General features: G+C 51.1%; 20 protein-coding genes, 1 tRNA gene and 1 other RNA gene. 9 read left to right on the top strand and 13 right to left on the bottom strand.

The window, feature by feature from the left end; all coding sequences use genetic code 11:
• Positions 1-444 precede the first annotated feature (444 nt).
• Positions 445-1,311 (bottom strand): N-formylglutamate amidohydrolase, encoded by an 867-nt coding sequence (locus IPJ88_06945; GenBank protein ID QQR91457.1) that lies wholly within the window; start codon positions 1,309-1,311, stop codon positions 445-447.
• 58 nt (positions 1,312-1,369) lie between these two features.
• Here IPJ88_06945 and IPJ88_06940 point away from each other — a divergent pair, with 58 nt between their 5' ends.
• Positions 1,370-1,786 carry a cupin domain-containing protein gene (locus IPJ88_06940; protein QQR91456.1) on the top strand — a complete coding sequence of 139 codons (417 nt, stop codon included), beginning with the start codon at positions 1,370-1,372 and terminating at the stop codon, positions 1,784-1,786.
• A 36-nt stretch (positions 1,787-1,822) separates the two neighbouring features.
• Positions 1,823-2,476, top strand: a complete 654-nt coding sequence (locus tag IPJ88_06935; GenBank protein ID QQR91455.1) for an HAD-IA family hydrolase — start codon at positions 1,823-1,825, stop codon at positions 2,474-2,476.
• On the opposite strand, the gene IPJ88_06930 is transcribed toward IPJ88_06935, so the two are convergent.
• Complete coding sequence (locus IPJ88_06930) at positions 2,465-4,462, bottom strand: protein kinase (protein QQR91454.1); 1,998 nt, start codon at positions 4,460-4,462, stop codon at positions 2,465-2,467. The genes IPJ88_06935 and IPJ88_06930 overlap by 12 nt on opposite strands.
• 167 nt (positions 4,463-4,629) lie before the next feature.
• Here IPJ88_06930 and IPJ88_06925 point away from each other — a divergent pair, with 167 nt between their 5' ends.
• The 6 genes from IPJ88_06925 (at position 4,630) to IPJ88_06900 (ending at position 10,510) form a co-directional block, all read left to right on the top strand.
• The gene (locus IPJ88_06925; GenBank protein QQR91453.1) at positions 4,630-6,363 is read left to right on the top strand and encodes a protein kinase; all 1,734 of its coding nucleotides are present in this window, start codon (positions 4,630-4,632) and stop codon (positions 6,361-6,363) included.
• 72 nt (positions 6,364-6,435) lie between these two features.
• Positions 6,436-6,519: transfer RNA gene (locus IPJ88_06920), tRNA-Leu, on the top strand.
• Positions 6,520-6,969: 450 nt separating this feature from the next.
• A complete protein-coding gene (locus IPJ88_06915) occupies positions 6,970-7,974 on the top strand; it encodes a ketoacyl-ACP synthase III (GenBank protein QQR91452.1) in 1,005 nt (334 codons plus the stop codon).
• A gap of 44 nt (positions 7,975-8,018) precedes the next feature.
• Positions 8,019-8,732 (top strand): hypothetical protein, encoded by a 714-nt coding sequence (locus IPJ88_06910; protein ID QQR91451.1) that lies wholly within the window; start codon positions 8,019-8,021, stop codon positions 8,730-8,732.
• Between the two features lie 12 nt (positions 8,733-8,744).
• Complete coding sequence (locus IPJ88_06905; protein QQR91450.1) at positions 8,745-9,998, top strand: hypothetical protein; 1,254 nt, start codon at positions 8,745-8,747, stop codon at positions 9,996-9,998.
• 71 nt (positions 9,999-10,069) lie between these two features.
• On the top strand, positions 10,070-10,510 hold the full coding sequence (locus IPJ88_06900; protein QQR91449.1) for a hypothetical protein: 441 nt from the start codon (positions 10,070-10,072) through the stop codon (positions 10,508-10,510).
• 59 nt (positions 10,511-10,569) lie between these two features.
• Here the strand turns inward: IPJ88_06900 and ssrS are convergent.
• From ssrS to IPJ88_06850, 10 genes are all read right to left on the bottom strand, one after another.
• A non-coding RNA gene (gene ssrS / locus IPJ88_06895) (6S RNA) lies at positions 10,570-10,756 on the bottom strand.
• A gap of 103 nt (positions 10,757-10,859) precedes the next feature.
• Complete coding sequence (locus IPJ88_06890) at positions 10,860-11,414, bottom strand: cob(I)yrinic acid a,c-diamide adenosyltransferase (GenBank protein QQR91448.1); 555 nt, start codon at positions 11,412-11,414, stop codon at positions 10,860-10,862.
• Complete coding sequence (locus IPJ88_06885) at positions 11,411-12,346, bottom strand: methionyl-tRNA formyltransferase (protein ID QQR91447.1); 936 nt, start codon at positions 12,344-12,346, stop codon at positions 11,411-11,413. The genes IPJ88_06890 and IPJ88_06885 overlap by 4 nt, the downstream gene beginning before the upstream one ends.
• A 5-nt stretch (positions 12,347-12,351) precedes the next feature.
• Positions 12,352-12,873, bottom strand: a complete 522-nt coding sequence (gene def, locus IPJ88_06880) for a peptide deformylase (protein QQR91446.1) — start codon at positions 12,871-12,873, stop codon at positions 12,352-12,354.
• 144 nt (positions 12,874-13,017) lie between these two features.
• A complete protein-coding gene (gene dinB, locus IPJ88_06875) occupies positions 13,018-14,178 on the bottom strand; it encodes a DNA polymerase IV (protein QQR91445.1) in 1,161 nt (386 codons plus the stop codon).
• A 556-nt stretch (positions 14,179-14,734) separates the two neighbouring features.
• Positions 14,735-16,165, bottom strand: a complete 1,431-nt coding sequence (locus tag IPJ88_06870; protein QQR91444.1) for a hypothetical protein — start codon at positions 16,163-16,165, stop codon at positions 14,735-14,737.
• A complete protein-coding gene (locus IPJ88_06865) occupies positions 16,125-16,565 on the bottom strand; it encodes a hypothetical protein (GenBank protein QQR91443.1) in 441 nt (146 codons plus the stop codon). Before IPJ88_06865 ends, IPJ88_06870 begins: the two co-directional genes overlap by 41 nt.
• A complete protein-coding gene (locus tag IPJ88_06860; protein ID QQR91442.1) occupies positions 16,543-17,142 on the bottom strand; it encodes a hypothetical protein in 600 nt (199 codons plus the stop codon). Before IPJ88_06860 ends, IPJ88_06865 begins: the two co-directional genes overlap by 23 nt.
• A 181-nt stretch (positions 17,143-17,323) precedes the next feature.
• Positions 17,324-19,603, bottom strand: coding sequence for a primosomal protein N' (priA, locus tag IPJ88_06855; protein QQR91441.1), 2,280 nt, complete (start codon positions 19,601-19,603; stop codon positions 17,324-17,326).
• 88 nt (positions 19,604-19,691) lie between these two features.
• Positions 19,692-20,606: an EscU/YscU/HrcU family type III secretion system export apparatus switch protein gene (locus IPJ88_06850; GenBank protein ID QQR91440.1), complete on the bottom strand. Its 915-nt coding sequence runs from the start codon at positions 20,604-20,606 to the stop codon at positions 19,692-19,694.
• A 69-nt stretch (positions 20,607-20,675) separates the two neighbouring features.
• Here IPJ88_06850 and IPJ88_06845 point away from each other — a divergent pair, with 69 nt between their 5' ends.
• Complete coding sequence (locus IPJ88_06845; protein QQR91439.1) at positions 20,676-21,800, top strand: pyridoxal phosphate-dependent aminotransferase; 1,125 nt, start codon at positions 20,676-20,678, stop codon at positions 21,798-21,800.
• A gap of 15 nt (positions 21,801-21,815) precedes the next feature.
• Here the strand turns inward: IPJ88_06845 and IPJ88_06840 are convergent, their stop codons facing one another.
• Positions 21,816-22,556 (bottom strand): hypothetical protein, encoded by a 741-nt coding sequence (locus IPJ88_06840; protein ID QQR91438.1) that lies wholly within the window; start codon positions 22,554-22,556, stop codon positions 21,816-21,818.
• Positions 22,557-22,749: the final 193 nt, after the last annotated feature.

The raw sequence follows: 22,749 nt of genomic DNA, 5'->3' as shown, positions 1-22,749 counted from the left end.
TAAGGCAAGGCAACTGGTCAGTCCCTGGCAGCTGCAAGCACTTTTTTCGAGCTTTCCCGATCTTCGGCTTACCTCCTCGGGGCTCGAGCCTTGAGAATCAAGCAAAGCTCGAAAACATCAACCCACAATTCCCCTCTCGTCGCAGCTAACCCCCAAATTGACGTTTTTTCCCAATACATTCAGTCCCGAGGGCCTATGAACTTGTCTTTGTCTTTGCCACGGCTGCCCCATATGCTACTTTTGTTAGGTGGACGTCGTGCTCCGCAAAGTTGGCCGCCCCTCTGGTCGGGCGGTGTTTGGTCGCCTCCTTCAGCCTCCCCGGGCTGGAACAGTCGTGGTAATTGAATTTCCCGATGGCCTCCATGAATACGTAACAACGCCAGTCAAGCGCATCCTTCGTTTGGCAGGAGGCGATGTTTACTATCTACAGACCGCGAACAGCTGCTACCGCATGGAAGTACGCTCTTCGGATTCGCTCATCGCCGAAGCGCCCTCTGCGATTTGAGACCCAACCCAGTCAGCAGCGGTAGCAATCAAATCGGCAAGCAATAAGTGTATATGCTCAAGTCTCTTTTCATTTGGACGCAAAGAGTCCTCGTCCATATAGAGCGCCCGGCTAAACTCGATTTGAATGGCATGCATACCTTGCTCAGGCTTTCCATAAGCTCGTGTACTAAAACCGCCCTGATAAGGATCATCAAAACCAACCCGAAGCCTTCCAAGCTTGCAACAATCGGCACAACGCAACAAAAGCTCGGTGTTCCCCGATTTGCCTTTTAGGCTTCCCAGCACCACATCCATCTTAGGAGCCGAGTAACTCGGCATCGAATGCACGGCCAGAAACACGACTTGCCGGCTTTTTCTTTTCATCTGAGCAAGTAACACTTCCAGATTGCGATGGTAAGGAAAGTAGAAGCGATCCAAGCAGTCCCTAAACTCTTCACGAAGCATCGGCACCGATCGCACTGCGTTGCCTTTCGTGTCTTGTGTCCAAAGCACCCCGTAGCAGGTCGGTGACAACTTACTTTGGCTTTTCAATATACCAAGGCTTAGATCGTCGGCGCTTCGGTTAAAATCGACAATCATTCTTGAAACCAATGCAGTCACTACCGTGGCACCACTCTTAGTCAAGCTACGGCACGCATGGTCCATATAAAGATCCGCCGCAGTTTGAATGCTGTTAAGCTTCGCTTCAAAGCCTCCAGCGATCGCATCGGGCCAAGCCAAACCGGCATGCGGAACCTCAACAAGCACCGGCAAAGCGTGATCCGTAGCAGGCTGATTCACATGAAAATAGTCAAAAACTGTCATGCCTTTCGACATCCTAGCGTGGTTTGACGGATGGACCAAAGCCGCATAGTAAAAGGGCATGAAGACAGCACCCATTCACGTTTTTCCGAACGGCGTCAAACTCATAAAATGGCCTCACAAGCAAAGCCCCACGCCTGAGAGCATGGGACAAGAAATGAAAAACCTTGGCTTTAAAGTCTATGACTTGCAAACGATTGATCCTTGGTTTGAACGCAGCCGTCATAGTCACGACGAGGAAGAAATTCGCGGTGCCGTAGAAGGCTGCACAACGTTTCATTTTGATGAATACCCCATCACGATTGAAGGCGGCGATGTTTTAATTATTCCAGCGGGCGTAGCTCATGAAGTACGAAGTCACAATGGAAATCATTTTTCTGCCTATAAAGGTTCCCGCAGCGGCGCACGTAAAGTAAGCGAACTCGGTGACGGCAAAGGCAGTATCGAAGACTTGGCTAGGCAACAACAGAAAGTATGAAGCAATGTTGCTGTGAAACAAGACGAGAGGCAGCCAATGTTAGTCGCTTTTGATCTGGATGGAACGCTCGAAGATAGCCGCAGCGACATGACCGAGGCCGTACGACGTGTACGACGTATGTTCGCGTTGCCCGCGATATCAAATGACGCAATTCGTCCTCATCTAAGCAAAGGGATGCAGCACTTGTATCTGTATTGTTTTGCTGAAATCGCGGACACCGCGCACGAATTTGAAAAAGCAAAGTTAGCTTATCTCACCGATTATTCGGAGCATATCGCGACTCAGACTCACCTTTATTCAGGAATTGAAACAAGTCTCAACCAACTTCACAAGCGCTACACTTTGGCGGTTGTCACCAATAAACCAGAGGCCATTTCAAGACAGCTCCTTCAGACCTTGGGTGTTTTACATCTCTTTGATGCCGTAGTTGGCGGCGATACTTGCCCCCACAGCAAACCCCACCCTGAACCGCTGATTCACGCTGCCAAGCTTTGCGGCATCGATAGACTTCAAAACAAGGTTGTCATGATCGGCGATAGCGAAGGCGATGTTTCCATGGCTCGGCAAGCCGAGGCGAAATCCATCTGGTGCGCTTGGGGCTATGCACAAAACCCTGGCGAGCGCCAGCCCGATGCCATTGCGCAAAAGCCATCCGAACTGCCTGCACTTGTCACACAGCTACTTGGCTGAGCTAGGCGTAGCCGCCTGCGGATGAAGAAATCCACATGATGCTCCGAAAAAAACCACACGTTTTATGGTCTCTTCATCAAGACCTGTATTCGGTCCATGCCTCTGCATGACCTCTGTTGCTATCGCTGCCTCTTGGAAATCACGAAAAACACTAATCCAAACGTCAGGTAAATCAAAAGGCGAAGCGGTAAGTGCACCTAAATCAAGCAACATTTTACCGGAAAATTCACCAGTCGCAAGTGTTGAGTGGATTTGGGTGGCGGGAACCTGAAACAAAGCATCCCTAAGAAGCTCATGCGGATCGGTCCCCAACGGAAAGGCCTCTTCTTCGCTGCGCGCGCCGACAACAAAGGCCCACTGACCTGCCTGCCATCGAAAGGCTTCAAGGAAGCGAGAACGAACTTGATCGGTTACCGCACGCACCAACTGCACCGGACGCAAGATGTTTAGCCCTACCAAGGCATCACCCAAGCGACCACCGAAACGCGGCAACAGCGCCAAAGCCATTTCAATTTCCATCCGCAAACAAAGCTTGTTTGTGATTAAATATTCGCCCAAAAGCTCTGTTTTGTCAGTCGATACAACAAAGTCTGCTCGACCATCTACAAAATAGATTTTCTTACGTCGTTGCTCATCCCTTAAATGCAGTACGCCTGTCTCACGTTTGCTCAGCAGCTGATAGACCACAGAGAGCAAAACTCCTTCGCCGAGCTCACCCCATTTTGTTGCGTTGGCAAGTTCTTCAGCATCCCAACGAAATGCTGGAGAAGTCACGAAGCGAGAAATCTCCGTGAACTCACGTGCCTTACGAAAACCAGTCCCCTGCTTTGCAACCAGCGTCATGCTATCCACAATTCCGCTCGTAATAAGTTCGACAAGCTTGGGAAAACTAACTGGACCCATTTCATGGCCGTCCTGAAGCTTTAGTTCATAGATGGCTGGTGATATCGCATCGAGTTGCCGCATCATGCGTGCCGTATCTTCATCGTCGTTATCATACCCGCCCAGCGGCACAAGTTCGGTGGGTCTCGAAGGCGCCTCATCGATGGTTGGAAAATCACCGGTCGCACCAACCAAACCAACTTGAACGATATATTTTGCCAATCGAGTCGGCCCGTTTGCAGCGCCACGTCGGCGCAATAAATGAGAAAGCTCGCGTACCAGGAAGTTTGAGTCAATTCGCTCTTTTGCACGCCTTGCTAAACCCTGCAGCAAAAGGTCCATGACATCCGAGGGAATCTTACGATGGCTTCGTTCCAACACACGTAAATCAGCATCACGTATACGAAGCAAAATTTCTAAATCGCTGCCCACCCCAAACAAGGGCTCAGCAATCAAGAGCTCAGCAAACACAGTACACAGCGTAAACACATCACTTTTGGAATCGAGAGGGCTTCCGAGAACCTGTTCAGGAGACATGTACCCTAGTTTGCCGCGCAGCTGCTTTGGTTCCGCTTCTGTGCTTTCACCCGCCGCTCGAACAATTCCAAAATCGCTAAGCTTAACATGGCCACTGCGCGTGATGAGAAGATTAGCCGGACTCACGTCACGGTGCACGATACCAAGTGGCTTGCCAGCTTCATCGCAAGCACGGTGTGCGTAGGCCAAGGCCTGAGCCGATTGATGAACAATGTGCAGGATAATATCGACGGGTATCGCAGCGTGCTGCGTATTCGTAATACGTAAAAGTTTATTAACATTGGTGCCGTCCACCAACTCCATCGCCAAGAACAATTCCCCGTCTTGTTCTCCAAAATCGAAAACCTGGACAATGTTCGGATGTTCAAGTTGCGCAGCCCATCGAGCCTCGCTGACAAACATCTTAATAAACTCAGGATTTCGTGCGTATTGAGGAAGGATGCGCTTTAGCGCAATGCGTTTAACAAAACCATGCGGACCAGTGCGCCTAGCAATAAAAACTTCCGCCATCCCGCCACTGTCGAGTCGACGTTCAAGAGCGTATGGTCCGAAGGTCTGAGCTTCCACGAGTCCTACCCCTATTGTACAGAGTTCCCTGATAAATACGAGTTTCGTCCGCCTATGGAATACATCTTCCTACTTCAGGGGAGTGAATTGATCGCAGAAAGAATGTTCCTTTGCTTTAGTTCATGTATCATTGGGCTAAGATATACCAACGCAGGGAGACTATTATCGTGCAGGCTGCCAATAGCAACCGCAGTTCATCAAAACGACGTGATCCATATCTAGGCAAAGTCATTGCCGGACGATACCGCATCGAGGCCAGACTGGGTGAAGGTGGCATGGGCGTCGTTTACCGAGCAAGACACGTTCTTATTGAACGCGTTGTCGCCCTAAAACTTATACGTCCTGATCTGAAAAGTGAGACGCACTTGCGAGCTTGGATGCTCCGCGAAGCACGTGCAGCCAACCGCGTGGACCATGCTCATATTGTGGAAATCCACGACGTCGGCGAAGCCGAAGACGGTGAACTGTATCTCGTTATGGAGTACCTAATTGGCGCTTCCTTAGCTTCGGAATGCGCAAGGGGCGTACTGCCCATTGCTCGGGCCGTTGATATCATCGAGCAGATGTGCGCAGCTCTGGCACGTGCCCACGATCTCGGTGTGATTCACCGTGATTTAAAGAGCGAAAACATCATGCTCACCGTACGCGGTGGACGCCGTGATTTTGTGAAGATTCTTGATTTTGGTTTGGCGGCTTTGGCACGAGACCCACGTCTCGCTCCTAAAGGAGCTGTGTTTGGAACACCAGAGTACATGTCACCCGAACAAGCACGTGGCGATGATGCTATATCACTTAGCGACTTGTATTCTCTGGGCGTGCTTTTCTATGAGATGGTGACAGGAAAGCTCCCCTTTCGATCCAACGATCGTGAAACACTTCTTGAAATGCAGCGAAGCGCCAAACCGACGCCTCCACGCATGCTTCGTGCCGATCTCCCTCAAGCGGCTGAGGACATCATCATGCGTTTGCTGGAAAAAGATCCGGCCAAACGCTTTCGAGATGGTCACCATCTGCAAGACGAACTCAAAGCGGTACAACGTGCCTTACCCCCTGCACACTGGGATATCCACCAGTCTGAAACGCCCATTGCTGCACCGCCACCTCCTCCTGCACCAAGCCCAGGCGTTGTTGAATGGGGCACGCGTGCTGCCATGTTTGGTCGTTTGCTAGCCCGTGGTTATGCAAATGGCGGCGCGCCACCGGAAATCAATGAAGCCATGAACACCATGTGGGACCTGGCCGCGAAAGCCTCCCGTCTCGAAGGAGAACTTGCAAGTCATTCCCAAAAACTTGATGCGATTGAACGTCGAGGACGCGCACTACGCGCCGAAATCGGTCGTAAAGTTGAAGAGCTTGCTGTCGAAGAATCCCGCGCCCTGCGCGATGCGGCCTCCGAGAAAAAACGTCTTCCAATCCACAATCAAATGGACGCAGAACAACGTTTGAAAACAGCCCTTAAACGCGTCGAAGAGCTCGAGCACAGCGGAGCTCAGCACGACGTGCAAGCGCTTCGAACAGTGTTTGAGGAACTGGGCGCAGCAAAAGCTAATTTGGATGCCGTAATGCTCATGGCTCATGACGGCGAAAACCGCATCAACCAACGTGAGTCGATAGCACGTGACCTACGCAAGCAAATTGAAGAACTTAGGCAACAATTGCGACGTTATAGCGAATCGCTTGAGAGTGATCTTGCGACCGGCCGTGAACGAATTGCTGGCCGAGTGCGTGAAGCGCTTAACTTTGAGCGAAAATTCAGCGAAGTCTCAGCCCAGCTTCTCGCCCATCTTCGCGACCGGCCCGAGTGCCATGAACTCCTTGAGGAAATGGCGCGAGAGCAGTCCATCGTTGTCGAAGCCCCGAGTAATACACCCTCGGGTCATTCATCACAAAGCAATAGGTAAAGCCCTCCAGAGCTAGGTCTGACGTTTAGGCTTGCTCCTTTTGCAAAGCTATAGTACCGAGGAGGCCCCTTTGGCCGAGTGGCGGAACTGGCAGACGCGCCGGATTCAAAATCCGGTGCCCGCAAGGGCGTGTCGGTTCGAGTCCGACCTCGGCTACCCAATTTGCTTTAACTGTTTGGACCGCTGCGTAGCAGCGCTCCAAAGAGGGGAGACACGCGTCTCCCCTCCCGAACGCGCTTTGCGCGTCGGCTCGTTTTAACTGTTTGTACCGCTACGTAGCAGCGCTCCAAAGAGGGGAGACACGCGTCTCCCCTCCCGAACGCGCTTTGCGCGTCGGCTCCCTCCCCTGCGGGCTCGCTTTGCGAGCGGGGGTGCTTGCTGGCAAATTTTGGAATTGCTTAAGTCTTTAGCTTTAACTGTTTGTACCGCTGCGTTGCAGCGCTCCAAAGAGGGGATTCACGACAATCCCCTCCCAAGGGCGCTTCGCGCCTTGGCTCGCTCCCCTGCGGGCTCGCGCTGCTCGCGGGGTGGGTGGTTGGCTTGGTGAAAATGGGGGAATGCTTTTGTGGGTTTGACCTTTGGGCGAGGTCAAGGGAAGGATAGTGCATGACTATCTCATCGGCGATATTGGGGGTCGGGCACCATGTACCCGATCGCATTGTCAGCAACGACGATCTCGCAAAGATCATGAGCACGAGCGATGACTGGATTCGGAAGCGCACTGGGATTGCTGAACGCAGATTCATCGATCCACAGAGCAGCTGTGGAGCAAGCGATCTGGCGGTACCGGCTGTAACCATGGCCTGTAAACGTGCTGGCATCGCCCCGAGCGAGCTCGATGCCATCGTTTTTGCAACGCTCTCACCTGACTATAACTTTCCTGGAAGTGGCTGCCTTTTGCAGCGCAAACTTGGACTAAGCACGGTGCCTGCTCTCGATATACGAAACCAATGCTCTGGCTTTCTTTATGGTTTGCAAATCGCGGATGCATGGGTGCGTTGCGGCATGTACAAGCATGTTTGCCTCGTCGGTGCTGAGGTGCATTCAACAGGTCTGGATTTTTCCGACAAGGGACGAGATGTAGCCGTTTTATTTGGAGATGGCGCCGGAGCCGTCATCGTAGGCCCTGCCATACGCCCACAGCAAGGCATCATCGATATCGAACTGCATGCGGATGGAAGCGGCGCTAAAGAACTTTGGGTTGAAGCACCAACAAGCGCGCATTTTCCCCGAATTGATCATGCTATGATTGATGAAGGAAAACAATTTCCCCGCATGAATGGAAAGCAGGTGTTTCGCTGGGCTACGGAAAAAATGCCTGAAGTCAGCCTCTCCATTCTGAAAAAAAATAAGATACCCCTTGATGACGTTGATCTCTTTGTTCCACATCAAGCCAACATGCGCATCAACGAACTGGTAGCCAAAAAACTAGGCATTAACCCAGACAAAGTGGTACACAATATTGAAAAATATGGAAATACCACGGCGGCCTCCATTCCAATGGCTCTCAGCAGTGCATGGGAAGAAGAAAAAGCTTTGCCCGGTCAGCTTGTATTATTTGCCGCTTTCGGTTCAGGTTTCACATGGGGCTCAGCATTGGTTAGACTCTAGGGCAAACAACAGTATGAACACTAGATTTCAAACACGACGAGCTCATGCATAGAAAAAAACAACCGACGACAATCTCAACTGTATGGATCTTATCTCTGGCATCACTGCTTTGTACAACTCAAGCGCTAGCAGGTGACGTCACTGGCTCCTTGGCTTTGCCTGACTCCATCAGCTATGAAAAACCTCTCGGGTCATGCAAAGACAGACACTGCTTTTGGGATGAACGCAATGGGGTCGTTGCCAGTCAACGGCTGAGCAGAGAGCTTAGCAATGAAATTGCCGTTGTAGCTATCGGACGAAGTTCAGAGACCACGCCAAACAGCTTTGACCTTCATTTACGAGGCGGAGGAGTAGAGCCCTCGACTTTAGTTGCCGGCGTAGGGAGTACTCTTCGTGTTAGCAATGACGATGCATTTGAGCGGAAACCGTTGCTAGGCAACAGCAAAGAGCTATCCGGCTCAGCGATGGCAGCCCGTACCGCACGAACGCTCAAGCTCTTGGAAACCGGAACTCAGCTTGTGACAGACAAAACATTGCCACATGCACAAGGATACATTCATGTCCTATCAAAACTTGCTGCCGTAGCATCAGTCTCTGACAGTGGGGCGTTTCGTTTTACCGATCTAAAATCCGGAAGTTATACGGTACAAGTCTATTTTCAAGATCAATTGATTGCTAAAAAAAACATAAGTGTTCCAGCGAGAGGCACACTGAAACTAGATACCCTTGCCGTTTCCAAATCCGGCACGAAGAAGTGAGGCTCAGAAGCAATGCTCTTATCTAGATTCTGGATAATCCTACTTTCTTTCACAGCTACTTTTGCGCTGGCTGCTGGAACACTCTCGCGTAATTTTATTCAACGTGAACTTGCTGAAGAAGTCGATGCCAAACTCAAACAAGATCGAAACACCATCGAAGCAGCTCTGCGACATGAAGCAAGGCTGCGTCTCGACGATATCGCTGTCATCACGGCTAATCCCAGTGTCGGGATCGCCCTAAAACAAGCAAGTCAGCGAAACCCCAAGCGCTACGGTACCTTACAGAGCAGCCTCGAAGGTCTTCTAAAGAACAACAACGCAAAATTCGCAGAACTCAAAGCAGACATTCTTTTCGCGCTAGAAAGCCATGGCTTAGTCGTTGCAAGCGCAGGAAACACTCCTGTGCAGGTCGGTGATAGTTTTCGACATTTTCCAGTGGTGACCGCTGCTTTGTCAGGCCACGTTCGTGATAGTCTCTGGGTGCTGGGTGGTGTCCCATACCGAATTGCAGCTCGCCCGGTTGTCTATCACGGCAGCTATGTGGGAGTGATTGTTCATGCAAAGAGTTTTGATAGAAGCCTTGCACAAAAGCTCTCAAAACTTACCGGAGGCACATCGGTTGCTTTTTTTCAGGGCACTAAAATCATTGCCTCACATGAACCTGCCAACAATCCAAATGCCACCAGCCAGCACAAAATTGTTTCCGGGATTACCAAAGCTATCAAAAGCAAAGACTATGAGAAGGAATGGCGTTCAGCAGTGCAGTCGATTGGCGATACAGACAAAGCCATTTATGTGGCCCTGGTTGCTCAAGCACTGCCTTTCGACATCGGTTATGCTATTGCTCGACCCAAACCCAATATTGCATCGATCAGTTCACTCTTTAGCGCTGCTTCGAGCGACGATATCAATAATATACCATTCGTTAGCTTGTCGTTATTGTGTCTGTTTCTAGTTGCGATTGGGATGGCACTAATTTGGTGGGAACGCGATCGAACATTGGGCTTGCTGCAAAAAGCAATTCAGAGCATCGTCCGCAAAGAACATGAACGTCTAAAGCTCACGGATTTTTCGGGAATCTATCGAGGTCTTGCTCAAGATGTTAATCAAGCCCTTGATACAGTAATTTCCGGGACAGCTTCAGGACGGCAGAAGCCCACCACCTTGGACGCCATTTTAGGATCAAGCCCAACACCAAGCAGTTCAGGTGATTTTTTGCTTTCGCTGAAGATGGCAAGAACATTGGCCCCAACGATACGCCCCTAATTCTCGGATCCCAAAAACAAGTCCCCGAAACTCGCCGAAAAGCACCGCCGCCGCCTCCACCAGGACGCGCTTTGCCACGCAAGGGCCCCGACAGTGAAATACCTACCGCGACCGTTTCAGCGGAAGAAGCATCTCAGTTTATAAAAAAAGCAAACCAACTTCTTCCCGAGGACGAGGATCTTACTGTCATTTCAGAAGTCTCTCAAAACTTTGAAAGTTTCGAATCATCGTCTTCCTCGTTGAGTAACCCTAGTAAGAGCAAACCAGGCTCTAAGCACTCAAAACCTTCACCAACCACCGCGGCTGATTTTCCGGCACTCTACAAAGAGTTCATTGAACTTAAGAAAAAATGCGGAGAAACAACCGCTGGCTTTACTTACGACAAGTTCTTGAACGCGATTACAAAAAACAAAGAGCAGATTCAAAAAAGGCACAAAGCGAAACATGTTCGCTTCACCGTCTACGAAAAAGACGGCAAAGCTTCACTGAAAGCCAAACCAGTAAAAAAATAGTACCTATCTTAGTCGTGAAATTAAAAGCGAGGGGCCTGATGGTTATCAAACCCCCCTAATGCTCAACCGTCCTAGACGTGATGCCGATGAGAACCCCTAGCTTCGCTAGGTGGGTGTGTTTTTCGTTGGCTTTAGGCGTCCCGGTGATGTTTGCCGGGCCTGCACACCGCCTTCAATAACACTCCCTGGTTCATGCACATAAGGGATTCTTACAAACGGTCCGTTCACGATTCTCGACAGAAGGAACATACCCTAATTTACCTTTTTCCAAAGTCAGGGGTCAAGCAGTTATCGTCTGTCTTTTGTAAGATGTACCTACGTTGTAGGTAGATTCCGGCATAGGAGCTATTTATTTTTGGGGAGCGCACCAGATGGCTTCGGGGGTTTCAGTTTGATGGTTTAGATAGCGGGCGAATACAAATAGAAAATCACTTAGACGGTTAACGTAGCTGAGGACCAAAGGCCGCAGCGGCTCGTTTTCGTTCAAACGAACGAGATAGCGTTCAGCTCGTCGGCATACCGCTCTTGCATAGTGCAGTTGGGCCGAAGCACGGGTCCCGCCAGGCAATATGAAGTTTTTCAGAGGCTCCAGGATCTCATCCCATGCATCGATCTTCTGCTCGAGGTGAGTAACGGCTTCTTCAGCAAGCAAGGCAATCGTAATTGTTTTTTTCTTTTCGGGGCTAATCGCGAGCTCGGAACCCAGCGTAAACAGCTCACTTTGAACGCGAAGAAGGGTTTCACGTGCATCTTGATCCTTTGTGTCACAAAGCACCATGCCTAGAACGGTGTTGAGTTCATCAATGGTTCCATAGGTCTCAATGCGCAAGTCTGCTTTAGAAACACGCGTTCCGCCAAGCAAACCTGTTGCGCCAGCGTCGCCACCTTTTGTGTAAATTTTCATGATACTAGTTTGTCTCCAGCCTGCAGGCGGTAGCCACTAAGAAAGGCACCCGCTTTAAGCTTTGATCGGCCTTCAAGTTGAAGTTCTTCGATCACTAAAATGCCATCACCGCACACAACTTCAATCCCGTGCTCATCCGCCCGGACTACCTTGCCGACTTCCGAGCTGTGTCCCTCGGAAACTAACACTCTTGAACGGTGAATTTTAATTCTTTTTCCGCGAGCCAATGTGCTTGCACACGGCCAAGGATGCATCGCTCGAATCTGATTGTGAATATCGCTTGCAGATTTGTGCCAATCGATATCGCCATCACTTTTGCTGATCAAAGGCGCCATTGTGACAAGCTCTTCGTCTTGTTTTCGAGCCGAGATCGCATGATTGGCGACAGCAAGCAGATCACGCCTAAGAATATCACCGCCAAGCTCGGCAAGCCGGATTGCAAGCTCGCCAGTGCTTTCATTGGGACCGATGTCCGTACTCATCTGACTGAGGATATCGCCGGTGTCCATACCTTCATCCATTTGCATGAGGGTCACGCCCGTACGTTGATCACCATGAAAAATAGCCCACTGTATCGGCGCCGCACCTCGCCACCGTGGCAGAAGCGATGCATGCACGTTCAAGCATCCCAAAGAAGGCGCAACAAGAATTTTCTTGCTAAGGATACGTCCGTAGGCAACCACAACTGCAAGATCAGCCCGTTGTGATTTGAACCAATCTAAAAAGGCTTGGTTTTTTACGCGCTCAGGTTGATAGACGGAAAGGCCCAATGATTGAGCTGCAGCCTTCACGGGAGTGGCCTTTAACTTCATGCCTCGACCAGAGGGTCGGTCGGGTTGAGAGACGACAGCAACGACTTCGGTCAACTCAGCTAATGCTTTTAAGCTGGGCACCGCAAAATCCGGGGTACCCATAAAAATTGTGCGTAACATGTATCCTATTGGGCCGCTTGAATCGCAGGGCTTCGTTTCGCCATCGCCCGATGAAGCAAACGTCGGCGCAAGGGGCTCAGATGATCGATCATTAAACGACCATTCAAGTGATCATTTTCGTGCTGAATCGCTATCGCCAACAAACCATCTGTTTCAAGCTCAAAGCTTTCACCGTATTCGTTTTGCGCAACAACCTTCACCCGCTCCTTGCGCAAAACCTCTTCGCGAGCTCCTGGAAAGGACAGGCAGCCCTCCTCGAAAGCTACTTCACCCTCGCCATGCACGATTTTGGGATTAATAAAGACCCGCAAATCACTTGGCTCCTCATCCCCGACAGCCACGTCGACAATGAACAACTGATAAGACTCACCAATTTGAGGAGCTGCTAGGCCAACACCAGGCGCTGCATACATGGTCTCGGCCATGTCCGCGACAAGCTTCTGTAGCTCCGGCCCGAAATTAGTCACTTTTTTCCCAGCAATACGCAAACGCTTATCGGGATACTGCAAGATGCTCCTTACGGTCATGCTTAATTCTTAACACCCAGCGACGCTCCTTGCAACTCGGCTCAATTGAAACAAACCGCCATTTAGCAACGGGCGGCAGTGCCCTGTATCGGGCTTGACCGAGTTTGATTCAAATTTTGCTAAAAAAAGGTGTTTTAAAGCCGCTTAGCTGTCATCCGGTTTGAGTTGGGTGGCGCGTTTGAGGGTGCCTGGGCCGTAGCGTTTCTTCAAGGCGAATGCGACTTCGTCCAGCTTGCGGTTTTTGTCGGTTTGCGCGTCGGCAAAGAGGCGCTGCTCTTGGGCTCTGGGCACCAAGTCGCTTGCGCTTAGACCACACAAACGCACGCCCTTGGTAGGCCAGCTCATTTGAGCAAGCAATTTTTTCGCATGCTCGAACAAGTTCACCGTATCGCAAACCGGTTCGGCAAGTTTGTTCTGTTTGCTCTGTACTTTAAAATCAGGGTCTTTGAGTTTGACGCTCACGTTTCCAGCAAGCAATTGTTTTCTTTGCAATTGCTCTGCAATGCGCTCTGCCTGCTGCAAAAGTTGTGGCTCAAGTTCGCTCGGATGGTTTTTATCTTTTTCAAAGGTATTTTCCGCTCCAATTGATTTTCGAATTCGCTCTGCTTTCACCTCGCGATCGTCGCGTCCATGCGCAAGGTCATGAACTTGTCTGCCCCAGGTGCCCAAAAGTCGCACCAGGACATCGGGGGTCGTATTTTGCAAATCTGCAAAAGTCGTGAATCCTAACTTATGCAGTCGCTCACATGCACGCGGACCAAGGCCCCACATGCGCTTAATGGGAAGACGCTGAAGTTCTTTTGCCGGATACGGTGGCATCACGGTCAGTCCATCGGGTTTTTCAAGGTCACTGGCAATTTTTGCGACAAACTTACTCGATGCGACACCCGCTGAAGCGCGCAGTCCAAGTTCTGCATAGATCTCTTCTTTGATGCGGCTTGCAATGCTTTTTGCTGAACCAAACAAACGCTCGGAGCCGCTGACATCAATAAAGGCTTCATCGAGTGAAAGGCCTTCCACCAGCGGCGAGTAGCGGCGAAAAATCTCAAAAATCTGCGCAGAGACTGCCACGTAGTGACTCATGCGCACCGGCACGACGACTAAACTTGGACAGCGCCGCTTGGCGTGAAGCATGGGCATCGCGGAGCGCACACCGAAAGGTCGCGCTTCATACGACGCCGCCGCAACAACCGACCTGGGGGAGTCGCCGCCGACTGCCACGGGTTTGCCCTGCAACTCCGGACGGTCACGCTGCTCGACCGAGGCATAAAAGGCATCCATGTCAATATGCAGAATCTGCCGCATCGCCCTGCATAGTACACGCTTTTGCGCACGAGGGTCTTGCTTGCTTCTATCCCTAGTTAAAACGCTTTTTGCGCTGCGGAACTGTGTACGCAGCACGAAAATGAAAAAATCTCTTTGACCCAAGTCCGCACTAGGAAAATCGCTCAAATTTTCATGGGTCCAGGATCAATATACTTAGACGCTTGATGTAGGTTGATTTTTCAGACAACCCGCGAAAGCTGCTCAGTAAACTCCCACGATTTGTCTGAAGAGATCATTTATATCGACGAGTTAAATCGTATCGACCCTGGACCCTGTGCGTAAAGCTTCCTTCCACCCGAATTCACCTAGTGCGTCACAAGCAGACGCTCGTCCACAAAAGTCATCCCCAGCATCAAAAAACAAGTCCGAAACGGCCAAATCGCCCCGCGGCTGCCGCTAAACAACTCCTTGAGCTGTTCATCGATCGTTAGTTAAATAATTTTGAATTCTACGGTCCCGCGATCGTGCTTGTAAGCGAATGTAATCATTCAGTGATTCAGACAGAAGCCTGTCACTAAAAGACTAAAAGAAAGTTCTAGAACACTGTTACATCACCCGCTGAGGCCGGAGTTTCGTCGTCTCCAAGGGTGTTCGTGTTTCCGTAGCCGAGTGTTCCAAGACTGCCGTCTCCCCAACAACGAACGTTTCCGGTATCAAGCAAGACACAGCTGGAAAGGCCACCAACAGCAACTTGCGTAACAGTCCCTCCGACGTTTACGTCGCCTGCTGAGGCGGGGGTTTCGTCGTCTCCAATGTTGTTCGTGTTTCCGTAACCAAGTTGCCCCACGTTTCCTCGACCCCAACACCTCACAGTTCCAGTGGTCGTGACCGCACATGTGTGGTAAAGACCTGCCCTTACTTCTGTTACGCTGCTACCGACGGTAACATCTCCTACCGATGCTGGGGTTTCGTCGTCGCCGATGAGTGTCGCGCCGGGGTACCCAAGTTGCCCTAAGCCGCTAGCGCCCCAACAGCGCACGCTATTGCTACTCGTCACTACACAGGTATACTGGCCGACAACGACTTGGCTAACGGTGGTCCCAACGGTAACGTCTCCCGCGAATGCTGGGGTTTCATTGTCGCCAATGTTGTTCGTGTTACCATAACCGAGGGAACCACTTGCTCCGTATCCCCAACACCGCACTGTTCCAGTGCTCAACCTAGCGCAAGTATTGGAAGAGCCAGCACTAATCTCAGAAACAGTGCCCCCGACGTCAACATCCCCGGCGGATGCTGGCGTTTCGTTGTCACCAATGCGTGCGGTGTTACCATATCCGAGTTGCCCAAAATTGCCTTCGCCCCAGCAACGAACTGCTCCGGTATCAAGTCTCGCGCAAGTATGAAACCTTCCGGCGGAGATTTGTACAACGGTGCCACCAACGTTGACGTCTCCGGCAGAGGCCGGCAGTTCATTGTCTCCGATGTCTTGACTATTAGCGTAGCCAAGTTGTCCCTGTGCGGCGTAGCCCCAACAGCGAACATTTCCAGTGTCCAGAAGAGCACAGGTATGAGCTCCTCCGGCGGTAATCTGAATTACGGTGCCACCAACGTCGACGTCTCCGGCCGAAGCCGGCGTCTCATCGTCTCCAATGTTGTTGAGGTTTCCATAGCCAAGCCTGCCTGACAATCCCTGCCCCCAACAACGTACATTTCCACTACTTAGAAGGACGCATACATGGCCGGATCCAGACACGAGTTGGGTGATTGTGGGGCCTCCACATGCAGGACAGCTCACCCCCCCGCAATCCACACCAGTCTCGTCTTGGTTTTGTATGCTATCGGAGCAAGTCGCTACTTGGCAGATGGTGCCCGTGCAAACGCCCGAAGTGCAATCCCCCGGCGCAAGACAGCTAAGTCCATCACCACATGCTGCGCAGCTTGCTCCACCGCAATCGGTGTCGGTTTCATCTTGATTCAGCACGCCATCAGCGCAGGTCGCGAGCTGACAGATGGTGCCCGTGCACATTCGATTGGCAATCTGCCGCTAGCACACAACTTTGCCCCGTGCCGCAAGCGCTGCAGCTCAAGCCACCACAATCGGTGTCCGTCTCATCTTGGTTTTGTATTGTATCCGTGCAGGTTGCCGCTTGACAGATGTTGCCCGTGCATACTCCCGAGCTGCAATCTGATCCAGCAAGGCAACCAGCCCCATCGGTGCATGCACTACATGACGATCCTCCGCAGTCCACATCCGTTTCGTCTTGGTTTGCAACAGCATCGCTGCAGCTACCAACCTGGCAGATGTTGCCCGTGCACACGCCGGATGCACAATCATTGCCGGCATTACAGCTTAGGCCATTCGCGCACGCACTACAGCTCGAGCCACCACAATCCACATCTGTTTCATCCCCACTCTTTTTGCCCATCGCTACACGACGTAGCAATGCAGGTGCCTGTTGAACCACATTCCATCGATTGACAATCCGTATTGACGCTGCAGCTTTTTTCATCGGCGCAGCCCGAGCAGCCTGCACCACCGCAATCCACATCGCTTTCACTAAAATCTTTTCGACCATCGGCACAAAAAGTGTCGGCATCGTCACTATCAGGGATGCCATCCCCGTCGCTGTCGGTATCTAGAAAGTTGGGCAGACCATCGCCGTCCAAATCATCGCCCAGCTCTTCGGAATCTAAAATCCCATCGCCATCGGAATCGGTATCGAGATAAGCCACCGTACCATCCCCATCGACATCACCGCCTGCTTTTGCTTCTTCACTGACTTCAAACGCCGTTGGCAAACTGTCGCCATCATCGTCATCATCGAGGAAGTTCGCTAAGCCATCGCCATCGCTATCGCCAAAAAGCTCTTCGCTATCTGGAACACCGTCTTGGTCCGAATCAAGCAGCAAGCTCTGTGTGTTGACGGAGTCGTATCCCAGCCGCCCGCATGCTGATACAGCAAAAAAGAACATCAACAGCAGGTATCCGCGTGCTTGATTCATGGGCAGAATTAAACATGACAGAAAATACCGCATAAGTAAAACAATTCATTTTCACTGAATGGAAAAAGGCAGTGGCAAAAGAAATAGAAAGCAAGAATTGACAAATAATTTCAGAATCTTAGATTATAAAAGGCGCTAAGAACCTGCTTTTCTATGCAGGAGTGCACCAATAGCTTTCCTTCTAAAGCATCGATACAGGATCGATATCGATGGATGCTCTGGCTGAGCCAAGGCCTTGGCCGATGTGTTGGGCTACTGCATCGAGCACAACACGAAGTGATTTTCGGCCGGATGCTCGCAACAGAACGCGAAAACGGTAGCGCGCTCTTAGTCGGGCAATGGGTGCCGGTGCGGGGCCGAGTACTTGAACTTTATCGGAGCTACGTGAGCGAGCAACTTGAGCAAGTCTGTCCGCAGCTGAGCGTGCATGTTGCTCGTCTGTCGCGTCAATGCGAATCGCCGCTAGGCGAGAAAAAGGGGGGTACAAACTTTGCTGACGCACTCTAATCTCGCTCGTAAAAAAACCATGGTAATCGTGTCGGCACGCGAGTTGTACAGCAGGATGATCGGGCTGAAAGCTTTGCACGATGACTTTGCCAGGCCGAGCTCCTCGTCCGGCGCGACCTGCTACTTGAGCAAGCAATTGGAAGGTGCGCTCTGAGGCCCGAAAGTCCGGAAACAACAAGGATTGATCCGCAAGCACCACTCCCACCAAGGTCACTTCGGGTAAATCATGTCCTTTGGTGACCATTTGGGTGCCAACCAAAATATCGAGCTCATGCCGCTTCATACGATCAAGAACTTTTTCGACACCGCCGGCTTTAGATGCGGTGTCGCGATCAAGCCTGGCAATGCGTGCTTCGGGAAAATTGTCCCGCAAAAGTTCTTCAACACGCTCGGTTCCAACACCAACAGCTTCGAGGCCAGGACTTTTGCAGTTCGGACAAGGCGCATCGACATGCGTTGCAAAATCACAATAGTGACAACGTGCACGCTGCGCATTGCGATGAGCGGTAAGTGCCACTGAACAGGCAGGACACTGCGCAATCTCCGAGCAGCTAGCACAACGTAAACTGGAGAAGCCACGTCGGTTTAAAAATAAAATGGCTTGACCTTTGTCGTTCAAGCATGCCTGGAGCGCTTGGTGAAGCACTGGGGTGAGCAAAGGATGGCCCGATAGCCCCGCGCCCTGTTTTGTCAGATCGACAATATGTACCTCGGGCAGCTTGTGCTCAGTGGCGCGTGCTGGCAGTTCAAGTAACTCGCACCTTCCTTGCTTGCACAGATGATAACTTTCGAGTGAAGGTGTAGCACTACCAAGCACGCAAACGCCGCCTACCAAATGCGCACGAAGCAAGGCCATGTCTCGTGCGCTATAGCGGAAACCGTCTTCTTGCTTAAACGAAGCGTCATGCTCTTCATCAACGACAATCATGCCCAAATCACGAACCGGAGCAAACAACGCCGAGCGCGCCCCAATAGCAAGCTTGAGCTCACCTTTGCTAAGCCTTTGCCAGGCATCGTAGCGTTCCCTCGCACCAAGACCGCTATGCAAGACAGCAATACCTTCACCAAAACGCGCGCGAAAACGCGACACCAGTTGAGGCGTCAATGCAATCTCCGGCACAAGCACAATGGCGCCACGTCCGGCTTCCAGCACTCGATCAATGGCATGCATATACACTTCGGTCTTGCCGGAGCCTGTGACGCCATGAAGCAAAAAGGCTTTGGCTTCATGATCAATAACTGCTTGTTTCAGGCGCTCTACCGCATGAAGCTGAGCATCATTCAGTTGAACCGTCACATCTTTTTCAGCCGAGTTTCCTGCAAAGGGATCGTGAAGAACTTCACATTCACTGATTTGCAGCACCCCTTTATCGACCATTGCACGCAAACTACTCCGCGTTAAACCTGCAAGAGTCCGCAGCTCCTCCCACAGAATCTCGCTGCGCTCCTCAACCAAATGCAAAGCACGCAATTGCTTAGGCCCAAGACGAGGGGCTTCTTTTTTGTCTTTGGCAAGACACACACGCCAAGTCGTGCGTTGGCTCATCTGAGCACCGGGGAGCTTCTCGCCCTCTTTAAGAAAGCCGGACCCTCGCAACCGGCTCAGAGCTTCGCTTGGTAGCGCGGGCGCAGCAGCACGCAATACTTCACCCACTGGATGCATGTAGTAATCTGCCGCCGCTTTAAGAAAGGTTAAGAGTTCTTCTGAAAACACCGGATCTTTATCGAGTAGGTCCGCGATGTGTTTGTATCGAACGCCTGCTTTAATTTCCCCAAGCTGCTCACCCAAGACAAAGCCAGCAAGCTTTCTGCGACCAAAAGGAACTGCCACGCGCATGCCAGGTAAAAAATCAGTGCTTCCTCCACGCCTCACTTTGTAAGTAAAACTTTGACGAAGCGGCACCGGTATGGCCACCTCCACATAGCTGTCTTGATTTTCGGATGAAGGTGTCATGCTTGTCGTATGCCATCCTGTCCAACAAAAAGGGCGGCAATATCATCGTAAAGCTCTTCGGGAATCAAATCGCCAGGATGACACTTCTTCATGCGCGCCACAATCGCGGCCTGCTCATAAACAGGGATCCGAGAACGATGAGCTCGATCAAGCCACGATTTGCTTGCATCATCTGTTTCGATGGCCACAATCGGGGCACCTGGCCAGAGTGATAGCTTAGAACCACTACTTTTGACCCAGTGTCTTTAAGTACACACGCAATCTCAGCATTGTCTTCTTTTACCAGTTCACGATGGCGCTCACGTTGTTTGTGTAGCACATGGGGGTTGCCCTCTGTTTGTTTAAGCTCTTGTAAAAACTCGGTACGTGTCATTTTTAGGCGATCAAAAAAGTCAAAGCGTCGATACGCAAAATCAGCAAGCGCAATAAAACTAAAGGCAAGCATGATGCGAAAAGAAAATACCAAAAAAAGTTGCGCAAGCATGTTGCTTTGATCGGTTAGGTTTTGTGCTGGGCTAAATGAAATTCGCAATCGAAACTCATAGAGCGTCCACAGTAAAATGAGCACGGCTAAACACAGCGCAATCACAAGCTCGAGGCTTTGAACAAAAGCGTTTCTCGAAAACAAATTCATGCCCGATCGACGAAACGAAAGCGATCGAAAAAAAGAAAACGAAACAGGAAAGCCTAAATGAGCAACCGATACGGCAAGGACAGCACCCACGGCACTAAGCCAGATCGGGGCAAGGCACCAGACCGCGAGTGAAAGACCAAGATCAACCAATCCCAACCCGTGATCGACACTGGAAGCAAAACGTCCGAGCGCTGCATAAAAAAGCCCGGAAAAAAGCAATGGCACTCGCCACACCGCCCACAAAAGCACAGCCACAACGGCCGCACTGGCCGCCACCGAGACAAGCACGGCCGATCGAGGCGCATCGCCAGAACGTCTAGCTTCCCTAATGCGCCTTGCGGTAGGCTTGTGTGTACGACTCTCTGCCATGAACCCTAAAATAGCGCGATGTTCTCCCCACGCACACTCTTCGAAACAAAAAAAAACAAACTAAGCCTCATGCTGGAAAAACTGCAGAATGAAGGCACGAATATTGTTGATTTAAGTTTGTCCAATCCCAGTCAAGCCGATCTTGCCTTGGACTTGGATCGCGTAGTCAAGGCAAGTCTGCTGTCATCTGCAAGCTACACGCCCGATGCGCTGGGCCTTCTTCGGGCCCGCACTGCTCTTGCTTCGTTTTGGTCCGCCCAAACGGCTCAGCCACTTGACGCCAAGCAAATCTGCCTTGCCGCCAGCACCAGCGAGCTTTACGCGCATTTGATGAAGATACTTTGCAGCCCCGGCGATGAGTGGTTGGTCCCGGCGCCCAGCTACCCTCTTCTTGAGCAGTTGGCGCAAAGTGAAGGAATTGTACTCAAGCGCTATCCCTTGATCTGGGACGGGCAATGGCACATCGATTTTCCAATGCTCAAATCGCTCATCTCTACAAAGAGCAAAGCGATTGCCGTAGTTAATCCAAATAACCCCACAGGTAACTATGTGAGTCGCTCAGAGATTCTGGGCTTGTACGAGCTTGGCCTGCCCATCGTGTGCGACGAGGTTTTTCTACCCTATGCGCTATCCGACAATTCAAAAAACCAGCAAAGCATTCTCAACGCAGCTCGCTCAACGATGCCACTTGTTTTTGTGCTTGGAGGTCTATCAAAGTTTGCAGCCTTACCACAGCTTAAATGCAGTTGGCTGATAGCCCGGGGGCCGCAAAGCGAGCTTGAAGAATGTCTACATCGCCTGACTTGTTTGTCCGATCTGTTTTTGTCCACCCACCAAGCGGTACAGGAGCAACTCCCAGAACTATTGCGCTATGGACATCGCGTCCAAGCGATCATTACGAGTCGCCTCCAAGCGAATCTTAGCTATGCCAAGCGATTGCTCAACAATGCCCACAGTCCTATCTCCCTTCGCCTACCTCAGGGAGGCTGGTATCTCAGCCTTCAGCTGCCAGCCATCAAAAGCGATGAACAATGGACACTCGAATTGCTCCAAGAGCAGCACACCCACGTGCTGCCTGGTTATCTTTTTGATTACCACGAAGAAGCCATGCTCGTTCTTAGTTTGCTCTGCACGCCAGAGAACTTCAGCCAAGGACTTCAGCGCATCGTGAACAGCGTGAACCAAACCTGCTAGGAATCGTGAAAGACGCTAAAAACGTCCATTCAACTGAAGGGTCGCACCCTTTCCTCGCGCAGAAGGGGCCACGGACAATGCGACTTGAACGCTTTGCGGCTTAGGGAGTTCGTGGTTAATTTCATAAGCAACGATAGAGCCGATCCAGCTGCTCAGAAAGCCGCCTAAACCCAGCAGTACCCCCCATATCGTGCCTTCGTTATTCCACTCGATGTTGGCCGCACCAAGCATCATTGCGCTTCCCACGACCCCCGGGAGCATCGTCCAGCCAAAATGACTGGAACCGGGAAAAAGCTCGCCGCCCAAGTAGGTCCCAAGAGGCATACCCACTGTGAGCCCGAGAACAAAACCTCCAAGTGCGCCTCTATTAATGCAAATCGTATCACAACTTTCATAAGGGTCTTCGGGATCCTTATTGATTTCCGCGGCGAGCATACCAACAAGAATTCCCGAACCGAGAGAAAGTACATTCTCCGAGACGATGCGCAAAAATGCATAGCTGTCTTTCGAGCGATGTTCGTCGGAACGTTGTTTGTGCGGTGAAGTTGTTGCGTTCGCTGACTTTGGTGGCGACGCCTGCCTAGCCTGCGCCGAGTTTGCCGCTGACTGTTTATCTTCTTGGCTTGCCGCAGACTTTTCTTGGGGCTGCACCACCCTATGTGTGCGTTGCGAATCCTCTTGCGCCGAAACGTTCTTGGAAAACATGCTCGCGTTTACAATCAAAGGTAGGGAAAAGTAGAACACTAAATTTTTCATCGTAACCTTTTGATAAAGCAAAGAGCGTGCCTGGACTTAAAGCGTTCCCTAAACTCAATGAAATCAAACGCGCACGCTTACAGAGCGCAGCACCATGGTTGTGAAAATCCGATACAGTGTGTTCGCGACGCCACAGGCTATAGGCTCAGCGAGCTATATTACGATGCCAGATCCATAATGAGGAAAGACGCAG

The sequence above is a fragment of the Myxococcales bacterium genome (assembly GCA_016699535.1).
GTDB lineage: Bacteria > Myxococcota_A > Polyangia > Polyangiales.
Note: the sequence above shows the minus strand (reverse complement) of the source record. Positions and strands in the feature narration are given on the sequence as shown.